Origin of the sequence: Bradyrhizobium sp., from assembly GCF_030646015.1 — a bacterium.
Classification (GTDB): Bacteria; Pseudomonadota; Alphaproteobacteria; order Rhizobiales; family Xanthobacteraceae; genus Bradyrhizobium.
The window spans coordinates 1-21502 of record NZ_JAUSLT010000097.1 but is presented as its reverse complement, the minus strand read 5'-3'; the positions used below and the strand labels follow the sequence as shown (position 1 = coordinate 21502).

General features: G+C 63.8%; 23 protein-coding genes. 11 read left to right on the top strand and 12 right to left on the bottom strand.

The features are described 5' to 3' along the window. The first annotated feature begins 222 nt into the window (after positions 1–222). Both Q7T45_RS15540 and Q7T45_RS15535 read left to right on the top strand, forming a co-directional pair. The gene (locus Q7T45_RS15540) at positions 223–678 is read left to right on the top strand and encodes an Hsp20 family protein (RefSeq protein ID WP_304871826.1); all 456 of its coding nucleotides are present in this window, start codon (positions 223–225) and stop codon (positions 676–678) included. An 82-nt stretch (positions 679–760) separates the two neighbouring features. Continuing rightward, positions 761–1081: a hypothetical protein gene (locus tag Q7T45_RS15535; protein ID WP_304871825.1), complete on the top strand. Its 321-nt coding sequence runs from the start codon at positions 761–763 to the stop codon at positions 1079–1081. Positions 1082–1249: 168 nt separating this feature from the next. On the opposite strand, the gene Q7T45_RS15530 is transcribed toward Q7T45_RS15535, so the two are convergent. The 3 genes from Q7T45_RS15530 to Q7T45_RS15520 all read right to left on the bottom strand — a co-directional run bounded on the left by Q7T45_RS15530 (position 1250) and on the right by Q7T45_RS15520 (position 3097). After that, positions 1250–2035, bottom strand: a complete 786-nt coding sequence (locus Q7T45_RS15530; protein WP_304871824.1) for a 2-keto-4-pentenoate hydratase — start codon at positions 2033–2035, stop codon at positions 1250–1252. A gap of 54 nt (positions 2036–2089) precedes the next feature. Continuing rightward, positions 2090–2455, bottom strand: coding sequence for an RNA polymerase-binding protein DksA (gene dksA, locus Q7T45_RS15525; RefSeq protein WP_304741958.1), 366 nt, complete (start codon positions 2453–2455; stop codon positions 2090–2092). Positions 2456–2686: 231 nt separating this feature from the next. Next, positions 2687–3097 (bottom strand): flagellar assembly protein FliX, encoded by a 411-nt coding sequence (locus Q7T45_RS15520; protein ID WP_304871823.1) that lies wholly within the window; start codon positions 3095–3097, stop codon positions 2687–2689. A 260-nt stretch (positions 3098–3357) separates the two neighbouring features. Here Q7T45_RS15520 and Q7T45_RS15515 point away from each other — a divergent pair, with 260 nt between their 5' ends. The 4 genes from Q7T45_RS15515 (at position 3358) to Q7T45_RS15500 (ending at position 5869) form a co-directional block, all read left to right on the top strand. Further along, complete coding sequence (locus Q7T45_RS15515; RefSeq protein WP_304871822.1) at positions 3358–4482, top strand: flagellar basal body P-ring protein FlgI; 1125 nt, start codon at positions 3358–3360, stop codon at positions 4480–4482. Positions 4483–4535: 53 nt separating this feature from the next. Then, positions 4536–4844 carry a flagellar assembly peptidoglycan hydrolase FlgJ gene (gene flgJ, locus Q7T45_RS15510; protein ID WP_370691287.1) on the top strand — a complete coding sequence of 103 codons (309 nt, stop codon included), beginning with the start codon at positions 4536–4538 and terminating at the stop codon, positions 4842–4844. Between the two features lie 15 nt (positions 4845–4859). Next, complete coding sequence (locus tag Q7T45_RS15505) at positions 4860–5351, top strand: hypothetical protein (RefSeq protein WP_304871820.1); 492 nt, start codon at positions 4860–4862, stop codon at positions 5349–5351. Positions 5352–5503: 152 nt separating this feature from the next. Continuing rightward, a complete protein-coding gene (locus Q7T45_RS15500; protein WP_304738155.1) occupies positions 5504–5869 on the top strand; it encodes a hypothetical protein in 366 nt (121 codons plus the stop codon). Between the two features lie 42 nt (positions 5870–5911). Here the strand turns inward: Q7T45_RS15500 and Q7T45_RS15495 are convergent, their stop codons facing one another. The 3 genes from Q7T45_RS15495 to Q7T45_RS15485 all read right to left on the bottom strand — a co-directional run bounded on the left by Q7T45_RS15495 (position 5912) and on the right by Q7T45_RS15485 (position 9297). Further along, complete coding sequence (locus Q7T45_RS15495; protein ID WP_304871819.1) at positions 5912–6283, bottom strand: hypothetical protein; 372 nt, start codon at positions 6281–6283, stop codon at positions 5912–5914. Positions 6284–6300: 17 nt separating this feature from the next. Then, positions 6301–6666, bottom strand: a complete 366-nt coding sequence (gene flaF, locus Q7T45_RS15490) for a flagellar biosynthesis regulator FlaF (RefSeq protein ID WP_304871818.1) — start codon at positions 6664–6666, stop codon at positions 6301–6303. Positions 6667–6864: 198 nt separating this feature from the next. After that, entirely contained in the window at positions 6865–9297 is a 2433-nt protein-coding gene (locus Q7T45_RS15485) for a flagellin (RefSeq protein ID WP_304871817.1), read from the bottom strand. A 372-nt stretch (positions 9298–9669) separates the two neighbouring features. Between Q7T45_RS15485 and flbT the strand changes: the two genes are divergently transcribed. Beyond that, positions 9670–10107 carry a flagellar biosynthesis repressor FlbT gene (flbT, locus tag Q7T45_RS15480; protein WP_304871816.1) on the top strand — a complete coding sequence of 146 codons (438 nt, stop codon included), beginning with the start codon at positions 9670–9672 and terminating at the stop codon, positions 10105–10107. Between the two features lie 79 nt (positions 10108–10186). Here the strand turns inward: flbT and Q7T45_RS15475 are convergent, their stop codons facing one another. The 5 genes from Q7T45_RS15475 to Q7T45_RS15455 form a co-directional block, all read right to left on the bottom strand. Next, positions 10187–12070 (bottom strand): flagellar protein, encoded by a 1884-nt coding sequence (locus Q7T45_RS15475; RefSeq protein WP_304871815.1) that lies wholly within the window; start codon positions 12068–12070, stop codon positions 10187–10189. Positions 12071–12077: 7 nt separating this feature from the next. Further along, on the bottom strand, positions 12078–13961 hold the full coding sequence (flgK, locus tag Q7T45_RS15470) for a flagellar hook-associated protein FlgK (RefSeq protein ID WP_304871814.1): 1884 nt from the start codon (positions 13959–13961) through the stop codon (positions 12078–12080). 37 nt (positions 13962–13998) lie between these two features. Continuing rightward, positions 13999–15804, bottom strand: a complete 1806-nt coding sequence (locus Q7T45_RS15465; protein WP_304871813.1) for a flagellar hook-basal body complex protein — start codon at positions 15802–15804, stop codon at positions 13999–14001. A gap of 208 nt (positions 15805–16012) precedes the next feature. Next, positions 16013–16513, bottom strand: coding sequence for a peptide-methionine (R)-S-oxide reductase MsrB (gene msrB / locus Q7T45_RS15460; RefSeq protein ID WP_304871812.1), 501 nt, complete (start codon positions 16511–16513; stop codon positions 16013–16015). Between the two features lie 118 nt (positions 16514–16631). After that, positions 16632–18095, bottom strand: a complete 1464-nt coding sequence (locus tag Q7T45_RS15455; RefSeq protein ID WP_304871811.1) for an FAD-binding oxidoreductase — start codon at positions 18093–18095, stop codon at positions 16632–16634. 110 nt (positions 18096–18205) lie between these two features. On the opposite strand from Q7T45_RS15455, the gene Q7T45_RS15450 reads away from it, so the two are divergent. Together Q7T45_RS15450 and Q7T45_RS15445 are read left to right on the top strand one after the other, a co-directional pair. Beyond that, positions 18206–18748 carry a histidine phosphatase family protein gene (locus tag Q7T45_RS15450; protein ID WP_304871810.1) on the top strand — a complete coding sequence of 181 codons (543 nt, stop codon included), beginning with the start codon at positions 18206–18208 and terminating at the stop codon, positions 18746–18748. Positions 18749–18797: 49 nt separating this feature from the next. Next, positions 18798–19223, top strand: coding sequence for a universal stress protein (locus Q7T45_RS15445; protein WP_304871809.1), 426 nt, complete (start codon positions 18798–18800; stop codon positions 19221–19223). A gap of 60 nt (positions 19224–19283) precedes the next feature. On the opposite strand, the gene Q7T45_RS15440 is transcribed toward Q7T45_RS15445, so the two are convergent. Beyond that, positions 19284–19529: a DUF1127 domain-containing protein gene (locus Q7T45_RS15440; protein ID WP_304871808.1), complete on the bottom strand. Its 246-nt coding sequence runs from the start codon at positions 19527–19529 to the stop codon at positions 19284–19286. Positions 19530–19713: 184 nt separating this feature from the next. Here Q7T45_RS15440 and Q7T45_RS15435 point away from each other — a divergent pair, with 184 nt between their 5' ends. Next, positions 19714–21063, top strand: a complete 1350-nt coding sequence (locus Q7T45_RS15435; RefSeq protein ID WP_304871807.1) for a PLP-dependent aminotransferase family protein — start codon at positions 19714–19716, stop codon at positions 21061–21063. Positions 21064–21290: 227 nt separating this feature from the next. Then, positions 21291–21502: hypothetical protein (locus tag Q7T45_RS15430; RefSeq protein WP_304871806.1), on the top strand; the 212-nt coding region annotated here is incomplete at its 3' end.

Below are 21502 nucleotides of genomic sequence, written 5' to 3'. Positions count from 1 at the left end.
TCTGCTGGCTCCATCCGGGCTACGGAACTGTTACCAATGATACCGCGCGACGCGCCTTCAAAAAATTTTTCGCGATCCCCTTGAAACCAAATCGCGCTTTGCTAATTTTTTTGTCGCCACCGTGAGGTGGCGTCCGGGCGCCCTTCGGGCCCGGATTGAGACGGGCACCGGAAACGTGTCCGGTGCCGCTCGTAACCAACTTGCTCATTGGAGGATTTGGCTATGCGCACCTACGACTTTTCGCCCCTCTGGCGTTCGACCATCGGCTTCGACCGCCTGTTCGACCTCGCCGAGGCCGCCCAGCGGGCCGGCGAAGACAATTATCCGCCCTACAACATCGAGCGGCTTGCCGACGACCGCTACCAGATTTCGCTCGCGGTTGCGGGCTTCTCGCCCGACGAGATCTCGGTCACGGCGGAGCAGAACGTGGTCACCATCGAAGGGCACAAGCCCGAGAAGGTCGAACGCGAGTTTCTGTACCGGGGTATTTCGACCCGGAGCTTCAAGCGCCAGTACAGTCTTGCCGACCACGTCGTGGTCAAGGGCGCGACATTCGACAATGGCCTGCTGAGAATCGAACTGGTTCGGGAGATTCCCGAAGCCATGAAGCCGCGGCGCATCGCCATCAGCGGTGCCCCCGCCGGCAACGTCCAGCAGCTCGAAGCCAGAGCGGCCTGAAACGGCCGGACAAATCCCTTGACGATGCCGCGCGCAATACAGCGCGCGGCATTCCACCCTCGTCTATGAAATGGAGGAGACCATGCGGCCGACGACCGCTTTCGATGACAATGTGTTCGACATCCACGCGCTGCTTCACCCCGGCACGCTGTTCGATCATCCCAGGGACGTCGTGTCCCATCCCTCGCTGAGCCTGACCGAGAAGCGAGCCATCCTCGCATCCTGGGCATCCGATGCCAGCGCGATCGCCTCATGCCCCGCGCTGCGCGCGCCGGCGGGTCTGAAGACGCCGGTGACGATCGATGAAATTCTGGAGGCCCTTTGCGAGCTCGATGGCGGGCCTCGCCCGCCCGGCGGCAAACCCTATCGGCTGCATTCGGCAGAACGGTGCCTGGCGGCGTAACCAGGCGGCGGCGGTACGCGGCGGATCAGTCCCGTAGCCCGGATGGAGCCCTTGCGAAATCCGGGGAGCAACACGCGACGCCGGCCCCGGATTGCGCCAACGCTCGACGCTTCGCGCCGAGCCGTTGGCTCGATCCGGGCTACGAACCTGCCAGGGGACCGGATCGCTTCATGCGAAGGTCACGCTCACGTTCCCCAGCCCCGACAACTCCATCGTCACTTTATCGCCCGCGTTGAGCCACACCGTCTTGACCAGGCTCCCCGTCAGCACGATCTGCCCGGCGTGCAGACCTTTTCCTTCTGACGCGAGATGGTTGGCGAGCCAGGCCAGCGCATTGTGGGGATGGCCGAGCACATCGGCGCCGGTGCCCTGCCCGGCTTCCTTGCCGTTGATGATGGCGCGGCCGGTCACGGCTCGCAGATCGGGCGCCTTGGTGCGCGACACCGGCTCGCCGAGCACGCAGCCGGCGGCGAAGAAATCATCCGCCACCAAAGTCGGCGCGCCCATCGTCTCCCAGTTGACGTAGCGGTCGTCGACGATCTCGATCGCGGGAAAATAGGCCTCGATCGCCTCGGCCACCCACTCGGCCGTGAACGGCGCCTCCGACGGCGGCATGTCGCGCGCGAGTTTGACGGCGATCTCGCATTCGACGCCGACCCGGACGAAATCGGCCGCAGCTAGTTGCGCGCCGCTGTCATGAACGCCTTTGGCAAAGACGCCGCCGCCGCAGGGATGGGGAATGCCGAGATATTGCTGCATCACCGCGCTGGTGCAGCCGATCTTGTAGCCGACCATGGCGCCGAATTGCGGCAGCAGCAGATCGTGCACCGCGCGCTGAATTTGGTAGCCTTCGGCCTCGTCATGCGGCGCGACGGCGGCGTCAAGCGAATTCAGCGGCACGCGGCCGCGGCGGGCGGCAGCGATGATCTGGGCGGCCGCGAGAATGTTGTCCATCGGCGGCGGCTTTCAGTTCGACTCAACAAAATGACCGCACGCGGCGGCCACATTCTACTCGTCGCGATAGACTTTCTCGCGTTTCTCGTGACGCTCCTGGGCTTCCACCGACAGCGTCGCGATCGGGCGGGCTTCGAGCCGCTTCAGCGAGATCGGCTCGCCGGTCTCCTCGCAATAGCCGTAGGTGTTGTCTTCGATGCGCTGCAGCGCGGCGTCGATCTTGGAGATCAGCTTGCGCTGGCGGTCGCGGGCGCGCAGCTCGATGGCGCGGTCGGTTTCCGACGAGGCCCGATCGGCGAGGTCGGGGTGGTTGACGTTCTCTTCCTGCAGCGTCTGCAGCGTAATGCGGGATTCGCGCAGGATTTCGTCCTTCCATGCCAGCAGCTTGCCGCGAAAATATTCGCGCTGGCGGTCGTTCATGAAAGGCTCTTTTTCGGTCGGTCGATAGTTCTTCAACTTTTCCAAGGCCAGCCCATTTCACGTGCAAGGCGGGCGGAAACGGTCCGTCCGCGCGCGCCTTATATAGCGGCGTGTTGTGACAGACAATATCGCTCGAAACGGGAAAGCCTGCCGGCGCAAGGGTTTCACAAGGGTTTCTCAGGGAATTCACCAGGGTTTCGCGCAGGAACCTGTGAAAAACCGCTCGCCCGGTCAGAACTGCCCGGCTTTGGCCAGTTCGACTTCGACCCGCAGTTCGATCTCGGACAGAACCGCGTCGAGCCCGGGGTCGCCGGAGGAGGATTTCAGGTTGGCGGCGGCGGCGCGCAGCCGGTTGACGGTGGAAGCGTCGAAATTGCCCGACAACAGCCCGAGTTTGAGGTCATCCAGCACGTCGAGCGCGCCTCTACCGCGCTGCACCGAACGTTTGCGGCGCTCGGTGGGATCCTCGACACCCTGCAGCGCCAGCAGCGCATCGATGTTGCCGGCCGCTTTCGGCGGGGCGGCGGAGCGGGTCTCGGCCGCCGTGGCCGCCTCCGGCAGCGAAAAACCGGTCGACGAGCTTCGCTTGGCGTTGCCGGCAGAACTCCCGAGAGTGGTGCCGTTCGGTCCATAGATGCGCATGATTTGGTCTCGCGGTGTAAGCGGCAGCATCGCCCCCCTGTGGTTAACGAAACGTGAATCGCCCGGCAGAATTTGCCGGGAAGCGGCAGTTTCGCCGCCGCCGCGTCCCCCGGCGGCGCGGCGAGTTCCATAAATTATCCCGTTGAATCAATGCGATATTCAAAAAATGGGCGTGGCACAGGGCTCGCATAGGTATTGCCGGATCGCCGTCATGGGAGTGATGCGCGGATCCGGATCAGAGACCTCGCGGGGAGCAGAGGATGCCAGGCGTTCATTCGGCAAGCGTTTTTCAGATGGCATGCGCCGCGCTATTGGCGCTGGTGCTGTCGTCCATGTCCGCCGGCGCGACCTCCCGGATCAAGGATCTCGCCAATATCGAGGGCGTGCGGCAGAACCAGCTGATCGGCTACGGCCTCGTCGTCGGCCTCAACGGCACCGGCGACACCCTGAACAACATCCCCTTCACCAAGCAGTCGCTGCAGGCGATGCTCGAGCGCATGGGCGTCAACATCCGCGGCGCCACCATCCGCACCGGCAACGTCGCCGCCGTGATGGTGACCGGCAACCTGCCGGCGTTCGGCACCCAGGGCACAAGGATGGACGTCACCGTCTCGGCGCTTGGCGATTCCAAGAATTTGCAAGGCGGCACCCTGCTCGTCACCCCCCTGCTCGGCGCCGACGGCAACGTCTATGCGGTGGCGCAGGGCTCGGTCGCGGTCGCCGGTTTTGCCGCCGAAGGTGCTGCCGCCAGTGTGGTCCGCGGCGTGCCGACCGTCGGCCGCATCGCCAACGGCGCCATCATCGAGCGCGAGATCGAATTCGCGCTCAACCGCCTGCCCAATGTGCGCCTCGCGCTGCGCAACGCCGACTTCACCACCGCCAAGCGCATTGCCGCCGCGGTCAACGACTTCCTCGGCGCCAAGACCGCCGAGCCGATCGATCCCTCCACCGTGCAGATGAGCATCCCGGCCGAATTCAAGGGCAACGTCGTCGCCTTCCTGACCGAGATCGAGCAGCTGCAGGTCGAACCGGATCTCGCCGCCAAGATCGTGATCGACGAACGCTCTGGCATCATCGTGATGGGCCGCGACGTCCGCGTGGCCACCGTCGCGGTGGCGCAGGGCAACCTCACCGTTTCGATTTCCGAAAGCCCGCAGGTCAGCCAGCCCAATCCGCTGTCGCGCGGACGAACCGTGGTGACGCCGAACTCCAGCGTCAAGGTCACCGAGGACGGCAAGAAATTCGCGCTGGTCAAGGATGGCGTCTCGCTGCAACAGCTGGTCGACGGCCTCAACGGCCTCGGCATCGGCCCGCGCGACCTGATCAGCATCCTGCAGGCGATCAAGGCCGCCGGCGCGATCCAGGCCGACATCGAGGTGATGTGATGGCGAACAGCCTGATCAACCCGACCGCCAGCAGCAACCCGGCCAAGGCCGCGATGCCGATGCGCTACGGCCGCCCCGACTTTCAGCTCGCCGACGCCCTGACCAAGGTGTCGCCGGAGAAGCAAGCCAAGGCCAAAGCCTCGTCGCAGGACTTCGAGGCGATGTTCCTGAATTCGATGTTCTCGCAGATGACCAGTGGCATCAAGGGCGAAGGCCCGTTCGGCGACACAAAGAGCACCGGAGTGTGGCGCTCGATGCTGACGGACCAGTATTCGAAAAACTTCGCCAAGGCCGGCGGCATCGGCATTTCAACCGACGTCTATCGCACGCTGATTCTGCAGCAAGCCAACCGCGCCGGCTAATCAGGGGATTTTGACATGAACCAGCAACCTTCACGGCCGCAGGCGCCCGCCCCGATCCCGGCCGCATCGACGCCGCTCGAGGCCCGCAAGCTCGCCGAGTACCTGCTGGAATCGATGAACACGCTGCTTGGCGTCATCGAGCGTGAAACCGAACTGGTGCGCGCCGGCAAGGTGCGCGAGGCGATGATGCTGGAGACGCATAAATCGGAGCTGTCACGCCGCTACGTCGGCGCGGTCGCGCATCTGAAAGCCAGCCAGAAATATCTGACGCAGAACGCGCCCGAACTGCTGACCTCGCTGCATCGCCATCACGACACCTTTCGCGCCATGCTGCAGGTCAACCTCACGGTACTGGCTACCGCACATGCGGTGTCGGAAGGCATCGTGCGCGGCGTCAACACCGAGATCCAGCGCCGCAATATTCCCAACACCTACAGCGCGGCCGGGCAGCGCGTGCAGCCGGGGCGCGCCAACATCACCCCGCTGGCGGTCAGCCGCTCGCTCTGAGCGAGCCGAACTGCAGACAATTTTCATCAAACTGCCGCGCCGGTTTCAGCGCGGGATTCATCGCGTTTTCTAACTCAGTGTTGAGAGGTCTCCGGCATAGTTGCGTCCGACGAGGGGTTGGGATTTGACTCGAAGCAAGCCAGGAGGCTGCCATGAGTATGGATTTCAACATCAAACCGGTGGGGGCACCGGTTGCCACACCGGTCGCTCCGCCCGTGAGCGAAGCGGCCAACCATGCGGTCGCGACCGAACTGCCGTCGCCGCAGAGCGTCACGGTCGTGGACGCCAGCGTACGCGCGCGCGTCGATTCCGGCGTCGGGACCCCTTCGGTATCGCATCAGGTGGTGATTGATCGGGCTGCGGCGTCGATCGTCTACCAGGTGGTCGACGAGAAAACGAGCCTCGTGGTACGGCAATTTCCCGAAGAGGCGATACTGCGCCGCCGCGCCTATTTCCACAGCCTGGACCAGAGCAAGGGCACGCCGACCCGGATGCTCGCCACTGACCGCAAGATTTGAGCTGGAAAGGCCCGAGAAGGACCTGAACCAAGGCGGCCTGCCCTAGCGGGTCGACGACTGTTTGGCGTAAGCCGTATCGAGCAGGGTTGCGCCTGTCGAGGGATCGGTGATGACGTTCTTGATTTCCGCCGTCCCGATCTTGGTCAGCTTGAACTTCGTATCGCCGATCCGGAACGCATTGTCCTTGATCAGGACGTCCGCATATTTGTTGGTGCCGGCGCTCTGGTACTGCACCTTGGCGCGAAAGCCGGTGACGTTCGAGACCGAGATCTTGAACGCCTTGTTGTCGGCATATTTCCCGGTCCAGTCGCCCTTGAAGAGCGAGGCATCGACCGGGACATACGGCGTCTTCGACGGAACGGTCGCTCCTACGGTCTTGTAGTTGGCCGACAGGATGGCGAAAACGTCAGCCATTTACCGCTCCGTTCCCATCAGCCGCGGCCTGACAGGCCTGCCGCGAGATTGCAATTGATGTCGATCAGGGATTTCAGCTTGGCCGGATCCGGGTTCAGCTGCATTTCCACGGTCTGGTTCATCACGAACACGCCGATATTGGCGATCTTCTGCCTGACATCCGCGGGCTGCGGGTTCTCCTGGTTGGTCGCCGCGCTCATGAAAATCGACCACAGCCGGCGATTGAACAGCAGCGCTTCGTGCAAACTCTTGTCGGGACCGGTCCAGTTGTCCTGTACGTCCCGAAGTTGCCGTGCGGCCTTCAGCAGCGCCTGCGCCTCGATTTCGCGGGGAGATGACGTGGTCTGGGAGGTACGCGCATACGCCTGGGCTGCATTGGACATTCATGACCTCGAAGGAAGCGGTTCGGAACCGCGGGGGCTTTGTGACTGCCTAACTTTGATACAGACCACGCCTTTAAATATGGTTATCGCGCGTTACCAAATGCGTTGGGAACCTGGCAAAAGACCGCCAGTATTCGGCCAAAGAAAAAAGCGGCGGGGTTACCCCCGCCGCCTTGATTTTCGTGCTCGGCGCCGGACTTAGCGCAGCAGCTGCAGCACGCTCTGCTGCGACTGGTTGGCCAGTGCCAGCGCGGACACCGCGATCGACTGGCGGGTCGACAGCGCCTGGCTGTTCGCCGCTTCCTCGTTGGTGTCGGCCAGCGTCAGGTTGGACGAGCCGGTCTGCAGCACGTTGATCAGGTTCTTGGAGAAGTCCTGACGGATCTGCACGATCGACAGGTTCGAACCGAAGGCCGAAGCCTGCGAGCGGAGCGTGCCGCTCGCGGCATTCAGACCGCCAACGACCGTGGCGACCGATTCGTTGTCCTTGAAGTCGCCGGCAGCAAGGCTCGCAAGGCCGAGGCCTGCGGCGTTGAAGTTGACGCCGGAGATGCTGAGCGTCGACTTGCCGGTTTCGTTGAAGGTCAGCTTCAGCGTGTCACCCGAAAGCAGGTTGACGCCGTTGAAGGAGGCATCCTGCGACGTGGTGTCGATCTGGTTGAGGATGTTGTTGTACTGGTTCACCAGATTGTTGCGGGTCGCGGTCGCGCTTGCGTCGGCGACCGGCGCACTCACGGTCAGGCCGTTGAACAGCTGGCCACCCGCCGCGGCGGTTCCGGTGATGGCACCGATCGTCGAGGAGGCCGCGTCGTTCGAGGTCGTGATGGTCAGCGTGCCGTTCGCCGCCAGCGTCGCCTGCAGGTTGTTCGACGCCAGCTGGCTGTTCAGGTCATTGAGCGATTTGACCTGGCCGACGCCGCTGCCGAAGGTGAAGTTGGTCGCGGTGCCGCCGCCGGTCGAGGCGATGGCGAGCGACAAACCGTTGAGCGGCGAGGCTCCGGTGCCGCGGGCTTGCGCTACCGGGCCGGCGAAGCCGAGCCCAGCCAGTGCCGCCGCGTTGGAGCTCGAGATGCTCAGATCGCTGGTGGTGCCGGTATGCAGGGTGACAACACCGCCGACCACCGCCGACAAGGGCGCAGACCCCGACAGCGCGTCGATCTTGCCCAGCAGCTGGTTGACGTTGTCGGTGATGTTGACCTGGTTGTTGCCGGAAGCGCCCGAAGCCAGGAACGTGATGTTCTGGCCGTTGACCGTGATGGTATCGCCGGCCGCGAACGCGGTGGTCAGCGAGTTGGAGCTGGTGGATGCAGCACCCGAAAGCAGGGTCGTGCCGGTGAGCGCGACCGGACCACCCGCGGTGTTACGGTTGATCGGACCGGTGAGGCCGAGCTTGGCCAGCGTGCCGGCCGACGAACCGGTGAAGCTGATGTCGGCAGCCGTGCTGGTGGTCAGGTTGATACTGCCGGCCGAGGTGCTCGAGCCGCCGGTCGCCAGATCGATCGCGGCGGTAATGGTCGCAACCGTACCTGTCGTGATATCGATCGACAGGTCGTTGGTCGCGATCGAACCGGTGTTGCCGCCACCCGAGTGGAAGGTGATGGTCTTGTTGTTGACGACGAGATAGTCGCCAGCGGTAATGCCGGACACCAGCGCATCGGCGCCGCCGGGAATAGCACTGCCGGACAGCAGGGTGGCGCCAGTGATGCCGGGCGTGCTGGTGACGCCGCCGGTGCGGGTCGCGGCCCTGGTGCCAGCGGCACTGAGTCCGAGAGCGGTCAGAACGCCTGCGCCGCTGGCGGTCACGTTCAGATCAGCGGTGAGGCCGGTGTTGAGCTGGATGATACCGCCCGCAACCCCCGAGGGGTTGGTGGTGTTGCCCTGCAGCGTGTCGAGCGCGGCAGCGAAGTCGGTCAAGCTGGTATCGACGCCCAGCGTGTAGGCAGTACCGCCACCGGCCAGTGCACCGTTACCGGCGGCAAAGGTGATGGTCCTGCCGTTGATGGTGACCGTGTTGCCGGCGGCAATCGCCTGCGCGGCGCCACCGACGTCGGTGAGGGCCGACAGCAGGGTCGCGCCGGTCGCGTTGGTGGCGGCAGCGGAATACAGCTGAGAACCGGCCGTCGCGGTGGTGTTGACGTAGGCGGTCTGGTGGTTCGCGGTGACCGCGGCGCCCGCCCCCGTATTGGCGGTGTAGGTATAGAGCTGATTGGTCAAAGCTGCCGAACCAGCGACCGTCGCGTCGATCGGGGCGCCGGTGCCGAGCAGGTTGTCGGAGGTCGCGCCGTTGATGGTGACGGAGACGGTGGACTTGCTGGAGTAGCCGACCGTGCTCTGCAGCGCCTGGTTGGCAACCGACTTGGCGCTGTCAACCAGCTTCTGCAGCGAGGAGATGCCAGTGTTGGCTGCCTGCAGGACCTGCACGCCGTTGCCGATACCATCCAGCAGATTGCTGATGTCGCCGGCCCGCGCGTCGAGCGACGACGCGGTGAAGAAGTTGGTCGGGTTGTCGAGGGCGGTATTGACCTTCTTGCCGGTGGCAAGGCGATTTTGCGTGGTGGCGAGCAAATCGGCGGTCGACTGCAGGGAGAGGAGGTTCTGGCGAACCGAGGACGAAAGAACAATGCCGGACATGTTCATACCTTTCTGGTGTGAAACTGGACTGCGAACGCGCTCCAATCTTTTTTGATCGGGCGACGGCTCACCTTGGAACCAAGCTTCTAAGAAAAAATGAATCGTTACCGGCAAAAAACGAGGTAACAGCAGTACGAAACGGCTAGGTCGGCGACGACTTACTCCGCAATAGTACTGATACGACGGCACATCCTGCATGTCGGCCAAAAACGCGGAAATTTCCGTTTACCAATGGTTAACCATAATCGGAAAGGATTGCAGCCGGAGCGGCCAAAACACCACCGACGCGCCTCTGGCGCTAATCAAGGCCGACACTCATTTGAAATTCGCGGTAACGAAAGCCTGCGCGAGAGGCGGCAACGGAGAACGTGAATGGCTTTAAAAGTTGAGCTCAAGCCGAACGAGCGGATCATCATCGGCGCCTGCGTGGTCACCAATACCGATCAGCGCGCCCGGCTGCTGATCGACGGCGACAGGATTCCGATCCTGCGCGAGAAAGACATCCTGACACCCGACACGGCGGACACGCCGGCCAAGCTGGTCTACCTCGCCATACAACTGATGTATCTGTCGCCGGATCCGATGGCGCACCATCCGACTTATTTCAGCCTGGTGCGCGACATTCTGAGCGCCATGCCGAGCGCCTGGCCCTTCATAGAAGGGATCAACAACCACATCCTGAACGGCGATCTCTATCACGCGCTGAAGGAATCGAAAAAGCTGATCGGCCATGAAGAACAGCTGATTCAGAATGCGAGAGACCTGCAGGCCGCCGATACCGCGGCCGAGACCGAGCGAAAATCGGCGTAACGCAGCGAAATTCCGGCATGCAACGCAAAAAAGGCCTCCGACAAGGAGGCCTTCCGCGTTTCCGCAGCAATGATGTCGATCAGAGATACTTCAGCAGGCTGGTCTGGTAGAGCGTCGCGGTGGTCTGATACGAAGCCTGCAAGGAGGTCTGCAGCGCCAGAATCTTGGTGGCCACTTCTTCGGTCGATATGCCCTCGATCGAATCGAGCATGGCCTGCGCCATTCCCTTGAGCTGGGTCTGCCGGTCCGTCGTCGACTTCACCGCGTGCTGCGCGCCGGCGAATTCCGCCTGGATATCCTGAAGCGACTGGTAGCCGGTCTGCGGCGCGAGATTGGCTCCGATGCGCTGGCTGAGCGCGGTGCTCTGGCCGCTGGCGTTCGGATTGGCGGCATCGGTCGTGACCGCCGCGTACGCAGCGACGTTCTTCAGCAGATGCCGGAAAGCCTGCTCGTCGGCGCGTGCGCCATACTGAACGGTGATCGACTGGTCGACACGCGCGACCGCGGTGCCTCGCGCTGAATCAGAGCCGGCTTCGCCGGTGTACCAGATCACGGTGTTGGCGGGCGTTCCGGCCACCAGAGTCGTCGCCGTATTGTACGGCGGGCCGCCGACCCGCAGCGGTGCCGGGCTTGCGGTCACCGTGGCGCCGAAGCCGAGCGCCGCGAACGCAGCGGTGTTCGAACTCGTGACCGTCAGATCGCTGGCGTTGCCGCCATGCAGCGTGATCACTCCGCCGTTGATCGTCGAGGGACTGGTGGTGCCCGTGATCGAATCGATCTTCTGCATCAACGTCTGAACGCTGTCGGTGACGTTGAGCTGGCTTCCGGTGGCGCCGGAGGCAACGAACGTGATCGGCGTGCCATTGACGGTGATGGTGTCGCCGGCGGCGAAGTCGGTCGCCAGCGAATCCGTTGCCGCGGCGCCGGACAGCAGCGTTGCGCCGGTGATCGGCGCCGGGACCGCATCCTTGTTATTGACCGCGCCGCCTGAAATCGTTGCGGACGCATTGAAGAAGTTATCCGCCGCCTGGATCGCGGACGCCGCGACCAGCGCGGTGTCCGCCAGCTTCTGTATCGACGCGGTCAGCGTGGCCTGCAAATTCACCGTGGTGGCAGCGGTATCGACGCCGATCTGGAAGGTACCGGCCGCGGGCGGCGTGGTCGTGGTCGTCAGGGCCGTCAGCTCGATCGACTCCATGGTGCCGTCGGGAAGCTCGAAATTGAATTTGATCTTCTCGCCATTGTTCGGATTGACGGCGCCGAGATCGACCGTCGTCGCCGGCGGTGCGCCGGCCGGCTGTGCGATGGTCGCGCCGGTCAGCGACGAAGTCACCGAGGAGAGCTTGAAGCCGAACGCCGAACCGTCTTCGGCGACGCTGGTGACGGTTGTCGTCAGCGGCGGCGCCGTGACGGCGAGACGCCCCATGGGGGCAGCACCAGGTCCCTGATCGGCCTGCCTGCGTTCGTTGATCATCTGCGTCAGACCGGCCTGGGTCCCGATGCCGTAGAGCATATCGCTGGCAGGCACCGTGGCGGGCCTGTCGGTGGCACGTCCCGAAAACAGATAGCGGTCGCCGGACTGGGTGTTGAGCATGGAGATGGCATTGGCGAACGCGGCCTGCGCCGTGATCTGGGCGGAGGTCTGACCGTTGTTGTTGAGCACGATGGTCGAGGAAGCCGATGCAGCCTTGACCGAACTGCCGACATTCGCCAGCCCATCCAGCGACAGGTTCGCAACGTTGATCCGGGTCTGGACGTTGTTGGCGCTGTCCGCATAGGCGTTGATGTTGGCGATCTGCGCGCGCAGGCCGAGCGCAAACGCCCGGTCGGGGCCCTGCCCCGCATAGGTCGTGGAAACCTTGCCGGTGGAGAGCTGCGTCTGCAAATCGTCAAGCTGACCTCTGAGATTGAGGATCTGCGCGCCGATATAGGATGTCTTGCCGCTTACGCCGACGATTGACATGAAAGCCTCACATTGCCGCGATCAGCACATCGTACATGTCCTTGACCGTGGCCATGACGCGTGCGTTTGCCGAATAGGAGTTCTGCAGCGCCAACAAATGCGCCATTTCGTCGTCGATGTTGACGCCCGAGGTTGCGTTCATCTTGTTCTGCAGGGTGTTGAGCACGACTTCCTGGCCGTCCGCCAGCAGCGCCGCGGAGCTCGCGGCTTCGCCTTGCATGCTGATCACCTGTCGGGCGAAATTCAGCAGCGTGCCGGTGAACGGCGTGCCGGTGGTGCCGATGCCGCTCTCCGGCGAATACCGGTAGGTGCCGGTCATCAGCTGGCCGAGGATGAAATCGGAACGCTTGGTATCGCCCGCCGCGGTGAGCGGATTGGTCGAGTAGACGATGGTACGGGAGGGATCTCCGACCAGCGCGCCGTTGACACTGATGCGGCCGGCGAGACCCGTCTGCTGCGCGCCGGTGGCGCTTAGTGCGCCGGTATAAGCCACGCCACCATCGGTGAACAGCGGAAGCTGGACACTGCCGCTGGTGAGCGACGTCACCGTCTTGGTGACGGAGGCCGCGGTGACATCCGCCCGGTTCGTGGCGCCGTCATCGAGCACGCGCAGCGTCGATCCCGACGGATTGGAGAATTGCAGGCTGGCGCTGGCGCCGAGCGCCGCGTTGAGCTGGGTGACGACGGAAGCCATGCCGCCGGAGAAATCGATGCCGAGCACTTCGTCCTTCGGATCGAGCGTCGCGTTGTTGCTCAGCGGCAGTACGCTGGGATCGTCGACCCGCACGATCGAAAGATTGTGCGTGATGCCGGTAATGTTGTCCTTGTAGGTGACATGCGCGACATTGCCGGTCTGCAAACCCGCCAGATCGAGATCGAAGCCGGCCTGCGGCAATGCACTGGCAGGGGCGGCGACGCCGGCCGTGGTCTGGTCTGACAGTGCGCTCGACATCGACGCCGCGAACTGATCGATCTGCGCTTGCGCCTTTACCAGCGAGTTGTCGCGCAGCTCGAGATAGGCGGCGAGCTTGCCCGAGCGGATCGCATTGGTCGAAACCAGATCGTAGCTGCCGCCATGCGGAAAATCGATGGTGATGGTGCCGACATTGCTTTTCAACGGATTCGGATCGTACAGCGTGTTCGGCGTCATCGTGCCCTGCGGATTGAAGGACAATAACGCCGGCTCGGTTCCCACCAGCTGCACGCCGGAATTGGTAAACAACGTCACCTGATTGAGGTTGTTGGTGACGACGCGTATGTCCATCAGCTGCGACATCTGATCGATGTACTGGTCGCGCTGATCGAGCAGCGACGCTGTCGCTGCATCGGTCCGGCCGTTGTTCTGCAACTGGTTGTTGATGAGCGCGATCTGCTTCATCGCGTTGTTCGCGATATTGATGGAATCGTTGATTCCGGTTTCAGCATTGGCGCGCAGGTTCTGGATGCCTTGCGTCGTGGCGTTGAGCTGCTGCGCCAGCGCCTGCGCGGCATTGACGACGCCAATTCGCGCCGACGCCGAGTCCGGGCTGGTCGACAGTCCCTGCACCGCCGTCGTCAGCTTGTTGAATGCGTCCTCGATGGTGCCGGCCGAATCCGGGTTGCCGTATACCGACTGCAGATTGGCGAGATAAGTGGAACGGACGTCGGCATACGACGCGCCGGAGGTTTCGGTGCGGATCTGGGTCTGCAGATACTGATCGAGCTCGCGGTTGACGCCGTTGATGCGAACGCTCGAGCCGAAGTCGCCGGTGACGCCGGTGATCTGATTGAGGGTCTTGCGGACATAGCCCGGCGATTCCGCGTTGGCGACGTTCGACGAAACCAGCGCAAGCGATGCCTGCGTTACGCGCAGGCCCGACATCGCAGTGGCAAGGGCTTGACCCAGACTCATGACATACTACCCATCTTGGATCGATCGCGGACCGCGACTATCGCAGCACGTTCAGGAGATCCTGCACCATCGTGTTGGAGGTGGTGATGACCTTGGTGTTCGCCGAATAGGCCTGCTGCGTGACGATCAGCTTGGTGAATTCGTCAGCGATGTCGGTGTTGGATCCCTCGAGCGACGAACCGACGATGCTGCCACCCTTGCCGTACAGCGCCTGTCCGGATCCGTCGGTCGCCTCGAAGGCGCCGCCGTCGGCGCGCTTGAGGAAGTTGGTGCCGTTGAAACTGGCCAGCGTGATTTCGGCAAGATCGAGATTTCGGCCGTTCGAGTAATTGCCGACGATGCGGCCGTTGGTGGAGACGCCGACCGACTGCAGTTGGCCGGCCGGAAAGCCGTCCTGCTGGATCTGGTTGACCTGCACGTTGCCATTCGCGTCGGCGAACTGCGTTATGCCACCGCTGCCGAACACCACCACCGGGCTTCCGATCGACAGGCCGTTGACCGTGGCGTTGGTCAGGGTGATGGACGCGATCTGCGGGGTCATCTGGCCGCTTGGCGAAAACGTGAAGTTGGTATTGATGTTCTGCCAGGCGACGTTGGTGCCGGTTGCGTTAGGGTTGACCTGATAGAACATGTTCCAGGTGTCGGTGTGACCAACTCCGAGAGAGACGGAGTCGACCTTGCCCCAGCGAAACTGCAGATTCACCGGCGCGCCGGACACGTCGTACGTGGTCACCGCGCCGCCGGCGATCGTCTGATTGAGGAACGTCGAGTTGTCCTGGCCTATCACCTGGCCGGTTCCGACGGTGCCGCCGCCAGTACGCAGCGCCGTCGCGGTGCCGGTGAAGCCGAGTGCTGCAAATGCGCTGGAGTTCGAACTGGTGACCGAGAGATCGGAGAGCGTGCCTGAATGCAGCGTGATGGCGCCGCCGGAGATCGAGGATGGGATGGCGGTGCCGGTGATCGAGTCGATTTTCGTCAACAGCGTCGAGATACTGTCGGTGATGTTGAGCTGGTTACCGACGGCGCCCGCCGCCACGAAGGTGACGACGGTGCCGTTGATCGTGACGGTGTCGCCGACGGCGAAATTGGCGGCGAGCGAATCGCTGGGTGCCGCGCCGGACAGCAAGGTCGCGCCGGTGTTGGCCACTGCCGGCGCGTCCTTGTTGACCTGGACGGTGCCGCCCGTGGTCGCATCGACATAGGGGGCGGCGGGCGTTCCCACCACCAGGGGATTATATCCGGCGCTGAACGAGGCCGGAGCCAGCAATTCCGATCCCTGGACCGACTTGTCGTGAGCGGTCGTCAGCGGATAGCTGGCGAGGTTGGCGCGATACTCGATCTTGGTGGTTTCCTGCGCCGGCAGGAAGTCGTTCTGGAATTTCAGGACCTGCGGCGAACTGCCGGTCAGGTTGCCGGTGGTCGGATCGACCGGAACGCCTTGCAGGAAGTAGCCGGCGCCGTTGACCAGATAGCCGCTCTTGTCGATCTGAAAATCGCCGCGGCGGGTGTAGCGGTCGACGCCATCGAACACCGGCGCGCCGTCGGTGAAGGTTCCGGGCTTTTGCACCGAGAAGAAGCCCGAGCCGTTGATGGCCATGTAGGTGGCGACCGAGGCGGACTGCACGTCGCCCTGCACCGTGTTGGTGCTGCGCGAACTGGTGGTGACGCTTCCGGAGAGCTGGTTGGTCAGCCCGGTCGACGGAATGAGATCGAGAAAACTGGTGTCGATGCGCTTGAACGCCGTGGTCTGCGAGTTGGCGATATTGCCCGAGATGTTTTCCAGTGCGTACGACTCCGCGCGCAAGCCGCCCACGGCCGTCGTAAGAGCGCCGAAGATACCCATGACATTTTCTCCAAATTCGATCCGGGCGGCCCGCCGGTGCCTGGAAAACCATGGCCGCTATCGAAGGAGAGTGTCGCAAGCACCGTGCCAAACAATAAATATGAGCGAAATCAGATGCTTAAATAAAAAGCCCCGGTCTATGGACCGGGGCACAATTGCCGGGGCGGGCAACAATTGCCGGGCCCACGGGGCCAAACAAGGGGCCGGATCAGCTCGCCGAGGCCGCCGCCGGATGAAACACCATGCCAAAGCCGTCGATGCAGTAGCGCAGGCCGGTCGGCTTCGGTCCGTCGTCGAAAACATGGCCGAGATGCCCGCCGCAGCGACGGCAATGCACTTCGATCCGCAGCATCCCGAGCGTGCGGTCTTCGGTCTTGCCGAGGGCGTTTTCCAGCGGCTGATAAAAACTCGGCCAGCCGGTGCCGCTCTCGTATTTGGTTTCCGACGAGAACAGCGGCAGGTCGCAGCCGGCGCAGGCAAAGATGCCCTTGCGCTTTTCCTTCAGGAGCGGGCTGGATCCCGGGCGCTCGGTGCCGTGCTTGCGCAGGATCTCGTATTGCTGCGGCGTCAGCTGCGCGCGCCATTCCGCATCGGTCTTCTCGACCTCGAATTTCTCCGCGGCATGGGCCGGGATGGATCGCAGCCAGCGGAAGGCGGCGAGGCCGAACAGACCGGCGACGGACGCGAGCAGGATACGGCGGTCAAACATGATTGGTCTCCGTGGAGCGAAACAGGACGTGTTCGCTGTGAGATACGGGAGGCTGCAACCAAAGTTACACGGAACCGGAGCGAAATTTCTCACTTTGTTGCGAGAAGGGCTCCCTTCCCTACGGCTGGGATGGCGGCCCTTCGGCGTCGGCAGCATTTGCGGCCGGTGCCGCGGGGCGCTCCGAACGCGGGCGGCCAGGCTGCGGCCGGCGCGGCTGAGGTCCCCGCGTTCCGGCCTGCCGGTTGGCCTCGGCCAGCCGCGCCTCGCGGATGCGCTCCTGAACCCGGGCTTTTTGCCGGTAGCGCGCCAGCGCGCCGGCGGCGGCGGAACTTCCCCGCCCCCACAATCCGATGACATGTCCGGCGACCCGGCCGGTCGTGCCGCCCGCCCAGACCAGTTCGAACGGCGAAAACAGCCGCCAGCGTTCATCGCCCCACAAAATGCTGCGCGCGATCAGCATTCCCGCCATCGCGGTCGTGTTCAGGCCGTGACGGCCGAAGCCGCTGGTGACCCACAGGCCTTTGCGCAGTTGGCCGATCTGCGGCATGCCGTGCACGGTCTCGCCGACCACGCCGCCCCATGTCTCTGATATCCCGACCTTGCCGAGTTGCGGGAAGATGGTGCGGATCCGGCGGGCAATGACCGGCGCAAAACGCTCGGGCCGTGCCGACCAGGTGGTTTCGGGACTGGCCCACATCAACCGGTCGCCCTCGACGATGCGAAAGTGGTCGATGCCGTCGCTGTCGCTCACCGATCCCTGAAACGTCATGGCCTCGGCCAGCCGTTCGCCGAGCGGCTCGGTCACCGCGGCGTAACGCCAGACCGGCAGCAGCGTTTCCGACAGCCGTCGCAGCGGCGCGCCGAGATGGACGTTGCCGGCGAGCACGATGTGCGATGCGCGCAGCCGCGCCGACGGCGTGACGATGCGCTTGCGGATGCCGGAGGGATCGATGCTGACGACCGGCGTGTCCTCGAAAATCCGCGCCCCCGCCCGCCGCGCCAGCGCGGCGAGGCCATGAAGATATTTGCGGCCGTCGACTTGAAAAGCTTTCGGATAATACACGCCGTGGAAATAGTGATTGGTGTTGAGCTCGGCGCGCACGCGGTCGACCTGCCAGCCCTCGACTTCGGTATCGAAATCCTCGCCGAGCATCTGCAGCCGGCTGATCAGGGCATCGCCGGCCTCGACGTTGGAGACTTCCAGCGCCCCCTCGCTCAGCGCAATCCCCGGCATCTGCGCTTCGGTCGCGTTGGCCCGGACATATTCCGCGCCTTCCTTCGACAGCGACCAGAGTTCGCGGGCGTCCTCGAGTCCGATGCGCGCGATCAGCTCGCCGAGGGCAAGTCCGTAGCCCGGCATGACAGTGCCGAGTTGATGGCCCGACGCGTTCCAGCCGACATGGCGGCCCTCGAGCACCGCGACACTGGCGCCGAGCCGTGCCGCCTCCAGCGCCACCGTGAGGCCGGCAAGTCCCGCCCCGACCACGCAGATATCGACATCCAGATCGAACGACAGCCGCGAGCGCGCCGGCGTCTCGGCGGCATCCGCTCCGTTGGTCGCGCTTGTGAAAGTCCCGTCCATATCGTTTTCTTAGGGACCGATCGGGCCCTTGTCACCTTGTCTTGTCACCTTGTTCTGGGCATGAGCTTGTAGATTAGTCCGAAAGGCCCGAAACGAATCGAGATTGCGCCATGCGCCGTTTGTTGCTGTTGCGTCACGCCAAGACCGAGAACGACGCACCGTCGGGCCGCGATCAGGACCGCCGGCTGGACAACCGCGGCCGGGCTGACGCCGCCGAGATCGGCGGCTGGATCGGGCGGCATCCGCCTTTTCCCGAGTCCGTGCTGGTTTCATCCGCGGTCCGGGCCAACCAGACCTGGGAAATCGCCTGGGAGGCGATGCAGGATCTGGTGCCGCCGCCCCGGATCGAATTTCTGCCCGAACTCTATGGCGCCGATCCGGCGGAGCTGCTGGAAGCCGTCCACGCCGCGGCGGTGGCCGATCCCAAGACCCTGATGCTGGTCGGGCACAATCCCGGCATGCATGAACTGGCGCTGATGCTGGCCGGCAGCGGCGACGCCGCCGGGCGCAAGGAGCTCGGCGACAATCTGCCGACCTCGGGTCTGGCGATATTCGACTTCGCGATCGACGACTGGAGCGACGTGGCATTCCGCCGCGGACGGCTGGTCAAATTCGTCAGCCCGAGGTTGCTGAAGCAGACGTCAGGCGACTGAGGCGGATAGCGGTTTTTGTGTTAGGCTGATCGCGAACACGGAGGCGCAGATGTTCAAATCCATTCTCGTGCCGATCGATCTTGCCGATACCGATCTGGCGAAGGGAGCGATTGCGACGGCGGCGACGCTGGCGCAGACCTGGAACGGCATGGTGCGGTTGCTCAACGTCCTGCCGATGACGCCGGTGATGCTGGCGGAATATGTGCCGGCCGATTTCGATGCCCAGCAGCGCGAGACTTCCGCGGAGGCGCTCCAGATCGTGGCGCAGGAATCAGGCGTCGAGCCGTCCCGCGTCTCGAGCGTGGTGCGGCAGGGCGGCATCTATCACGAGATCCTCGAGGAAGCCGCGGCGATGAAGGCCGACCTGATCGTGATGACGTCGCACCGGCCGGCGATGCGCACCTATTTTCTCGGCTCCAATGCCGGCCATGTGGTGCGCTACGCCAAGTGTTCGGTGCTGGTGGTGCGGCACTGAGTACCCGGCCTCGACACGAAGCGCGAAAACAACCCCCTGCACAGATACGAATAGCTGCAACTACAAGGGCTTGCGCATCCGTCCCATATCCGGATTGAAGGTGCCGCCGACCGCCGCCTCGATCTGGCTGCGCACGAGGCCGATATCGCGCAATTCGCGGTCATCCCGCTCCAGCAGCGCGCGGATCGCCGCCCGCCGCTCCCAATAGGCGGCCACGGCGAGCGCGCCGGCACCGATCCAGCGCACCAGGCCGCCCGACAGGCTGGGGATCGAAGCTTGCGCGGGGCTTTGCGATAGCGTGGTCATCTTTCTTCTCCAATGCTTCGGCTCGGCATAGCGATACCGTTGACGCACCGCTGCGAGACAGCGGCTGCGCCTTCAGCGACCTCGGATTGCTCTCGCTCTCCTCGGTACAATGTGAGGACTTGATGACGCTTAAATGATCCTGTAATTGTATCGGTGCAAGTAAAACATTGCTCTCGGTGCAATAATGTCGAAATTCGAATACGCCAAGCTGGCCGATGCCGTCGCCGCCGAGATCGCCAGCGGCGTCCTCAAGCCCGGCGACCGCCTGCCGCCACAGCGAACTTTTGCCTATGAGCGCAAGATCGCGACCTCGACGGCGAGCCGGGTCTACACCGAGCTGTTGCGCCGCGGCCTCGTGGTCGGCGAGGTCGGACGCGGCACGTTCATCTCGGGCGAGGCGCGCCGCGGCGCCGCCGCGACCACCGAGCCGCGCGGCGCAAAGATCGATCTGGAATTCAACTATCCGATGCTGCCGGCGCAATCGGCGCTGATCAGCAAGAGCCTGGAGGGACTGCACCGGCCGGAGGCGCTCGAACTCGCGTTGCGGCAGGCGACCAGCACCGGAACGCAGACACTGAGAAAAGTCGCCGTCGAGTATCTCACCCGGCAAAACCGCGATTGGTCGCCGAAGCCGGAGCAGATGGTGTTCACCGCCAACGGCCGGCAATGCATCGCGGCCGCGCTTGCCGCCGTGGTGCCGGCCGGCGGCCGCTGCGGGGTCGAGGCCCTGACCTATCCGTTCATCAAGGGCATCGCCGCCCGGCTCGGCGTCACGCTGGTGCCGCTGGCGATGGATGAACACGGCGTGCGTCCCGATGCCGTGCAAAAGGCCCACCGCGAAGCGCATCTGTCGGCGATCTACGTTCAGCCCGTCATTCACAATCCGCTTGGCATCACCATGCCCGCCGCGCGCCGCGCCGATCTGTTGCGCGTGGTCGAGAAACTCGATCTCGTTGTCATCGAGGACGCCGTCTATTCCTTTCTCGACGACGAGCCGCCGCTGGCGGCGCTGGCGCCGGACCGTTGCGTGGTGCTGGACAGCCTGTCCAAGAAAGTCGCGCCCGGACTGTCGCTCGGTTTTGTCGTTGCGCCGCTGCGATTGCGCGAAAACGTCATGGCGGCGGTGCGCTCGGGCGGCTGGACCGCGGCGGGATTTGCCTTCGCCGCGGCACAACAGCTGATGGCCGACGGCACCGCGGCCGAGCTGGCGCGGCTGAAACGGAGCGATGCGCAAGCGCGCCAGAAGATCGCGGTGGCCTGCCTTGCCGGCCTCGAGATCCAGACCAACCCCAAATCCTACCATCTGTGGCTGACCTTGCCGCCGCACTGGCGCTCGCAGACCTTCGTCGCCGCAGCGGCCCGGCGCGATATCGCGCTGACGCCGTCGACCACGTTCGCCGCCAGCCCCGGCCATGCGCCGAATGCGGTGCGGCTGGCGCTGGCGGCCCCACCGATCGACCAGCTCGAAGGCGCGCTGCGCACGCTGGCGGGAATGCTGGGTTCGACGGAAGAGGATTTTGATTTGACGGAATGACGGCTTGTGCTGACCTGCCCTGCTCCGCCCTTCCCTGCCCCGCTCCGCTCCCTCATGGGGAGAGGATGTGAAGACAGCGGCTGCAAAACATCTTTTTATACCAATGACTTAAGCTAGTCGCATGTCCGAGCCTCCACGCTAGGCTGCATATAGGTAGCTCTACGGAGGGTAACTTTGTTGCCACTCGACATTGAGCCCTTCCTCGGACGGGAGCTCTGTTACGACCATTGGTAAATCTGCCGCATGGCCGTGAATCGAAGTTATTCGTCGCAGCCAGTCAAGTCCGCTCTTGTGCGCTTAAACGTGCTGAGCTTCGCCGGGCATTTGATCGAATTGGATTTCTGGGAAATCAAACAACGGAAGATCAAGCTGGCGAGGGCAACGCGCTGTTAGCAGATCGTGATACAGCACTTGGCGAGACGCACTTCATTGCGCCGGA

What these genes read in the sequence shown, in the direction of transcription:
- Q7T45_RS15465 (WP_304871813.1), bottom strand. Translation starts at nt 15,804, where the DNA reads ATGGGTATCTTCGGCGCTCTTACGACGGCCGTGGGCGGCTTGCGCGCG.
- Q7T45_RS15535 (WP_304871825.1), top strand. Translation starts at nt 761, where the DNA reads ATGCGGCCGACGACCGCTTTCGATGACAATGTGTTCGACATCCACGCG.
- Q7T45_RS15450 (WP_304871810.1), top strand. Translation starts at nt 18,206, where the DNA reads ATGCGCCGTTTGTTGCTGTTGCGTCACGCCAAGACCGAGAACGACGCA.
- flbT (WP_304871816.1), top strand. Translation starts at nt 9,670, where the DNA reads ATGGCTTTAAAAGTTGAGCTCAAGCCGAACGAGCGGATCATCATCGGC.
- msrB (WP_304871812.1), bottom strand. Translation starts at nt 16,513, where the DNA reads ATGTTTGACCGCCGTATCCTGCTCGCGTCCGTCGCCGGTCTGTTCGGC.
- Q7T45_RS15540 (WP_304871826.1), top strand. Translation starts at nt 223, where the DNA reads ATGCGCACCTACGACTTTTCGCCCCTCTGGCGTTCGACCATCGGCTTC.
- Q7T45_RS15435 (WP_304871807.1), top strand. Translation starts at nt 19,714, where the DNA reads ATGTCGAAATTCGAATACGCCAAGCTGGCCGATGCCGTCGCCGCCGAG.
- Q7T45_RS15500 (WP_304738155.1), top strand. Translation starts at nt 5,504, where the DNA reads ATGAGTATGGATTTCAACATCAAACCGGTGGGGGCACCGGTTGCCACA.
- Q7T45_RS15515 (WP_304871822.1), top strand. Translation starts at nt 3,358, where the DNA reads ATGCCAGGCGTTCATTCGGCAAGCGTTTTTCAGATGGCATGCGCCGCG.
- Q7T45_RS15485 (WP_304871817.1), bottom strand. Translation starts at nt 9,297, where the DNA reads ATGTCCGGCATTGTTCTTTCGTCCTCGGTTCGCCAGAACCTCCTCTCC.
- Q7T45_RS15475 (WP_304871815.1), bottom strand. Translation starts at nt 12,070, where the DNA reads ATGTCAATCGTCGGCGTAAGCGGCAAGACATCCTATATCGGCGCGCAG.
- flaF (WP_304871818.1), bottom strand. Translation starts at nt 6,666, where the DNA reads ATGTCCAATGCAGCCCAGGCGTATGCGCGTACCTCCCAGACCACGTCA.
- flgJ (WP_370691287.1), top strand. Translation starts at nt 4,536, where the DNA reads ATGCCGATGCGCTACGGCCGCCCCGACTTTCAGCTCGCCGACGCCCTG.
- Q7T45_RS15495 (WP_304871819.1), bottom strand. Translation starts at nt 6,283, where the DNA reads ATGGCTGACGTTTTCGCCATCCTGTCGGCCAACTACAAGACCGTAGGA.
- dksA (WP_304741958.1), bottom strand. Translation starts at nt 2,455, where the DNA reads ATGAACGACCGCCAGCGCGAATATTTTCGCGGCAAGCTGCTGGCATGG.
- Q7T45_RS15445 (WP_304871809.1), top strand. Translation starts at nt 18,798, where the DNA reads ATGTTCAAATCCATTCTCGTGCCGATCGATCTTGCCGATACCGATCTG.
- Q7T45_RS15440 (WP_304871808.1), bottom strand. Translation starts at nt 19,529, where the DNA reads ATGACCACGCTATCGCAAAGCCCCGCGCAAGCTTCGATCCCCAGCCTG.
- Q7T45_RS15505 (WP_304871820.1), top strand. Translation starts at nt 4,860, where the DNA reads ATGAACCAGCAACCTTCACGGCCGCAGGCGCCCGCCCCGATCCCGGCC.
- flgK (WP_304871814.1), bottom strand. Translation starts at nt 13,961, where the DNA reads ATGAGTCTGGGTCAAGCCCTTGCCACTGCGATGTCGGGCCTGCGCGTA.
- Q7T45_RS15455 (WP_304871811.1), bottom strand. Translation starts at nt 18,095, where the DNA reads ATGGACGGGACTTTCACAAGCGCGACCAACGGAGCGGATGCCGCCGAG.
- Q7T45_RS15530 (WP_304871824.1), bottom strand. Translation starts at nt 2,035, where the DNA reads ATGGACAACATTCTCGCGGCCGCCCAGATCATCGCTGCCGCCCGCCGC.
- Q7T45_RS15520 (WP_304871823.1), bottom strand. Translation starts at nt 3,097, where the DNA reads ATGCGCATCTATGGACCGAACGGCACCACTCTCGGGAGTTCTGCCGGC.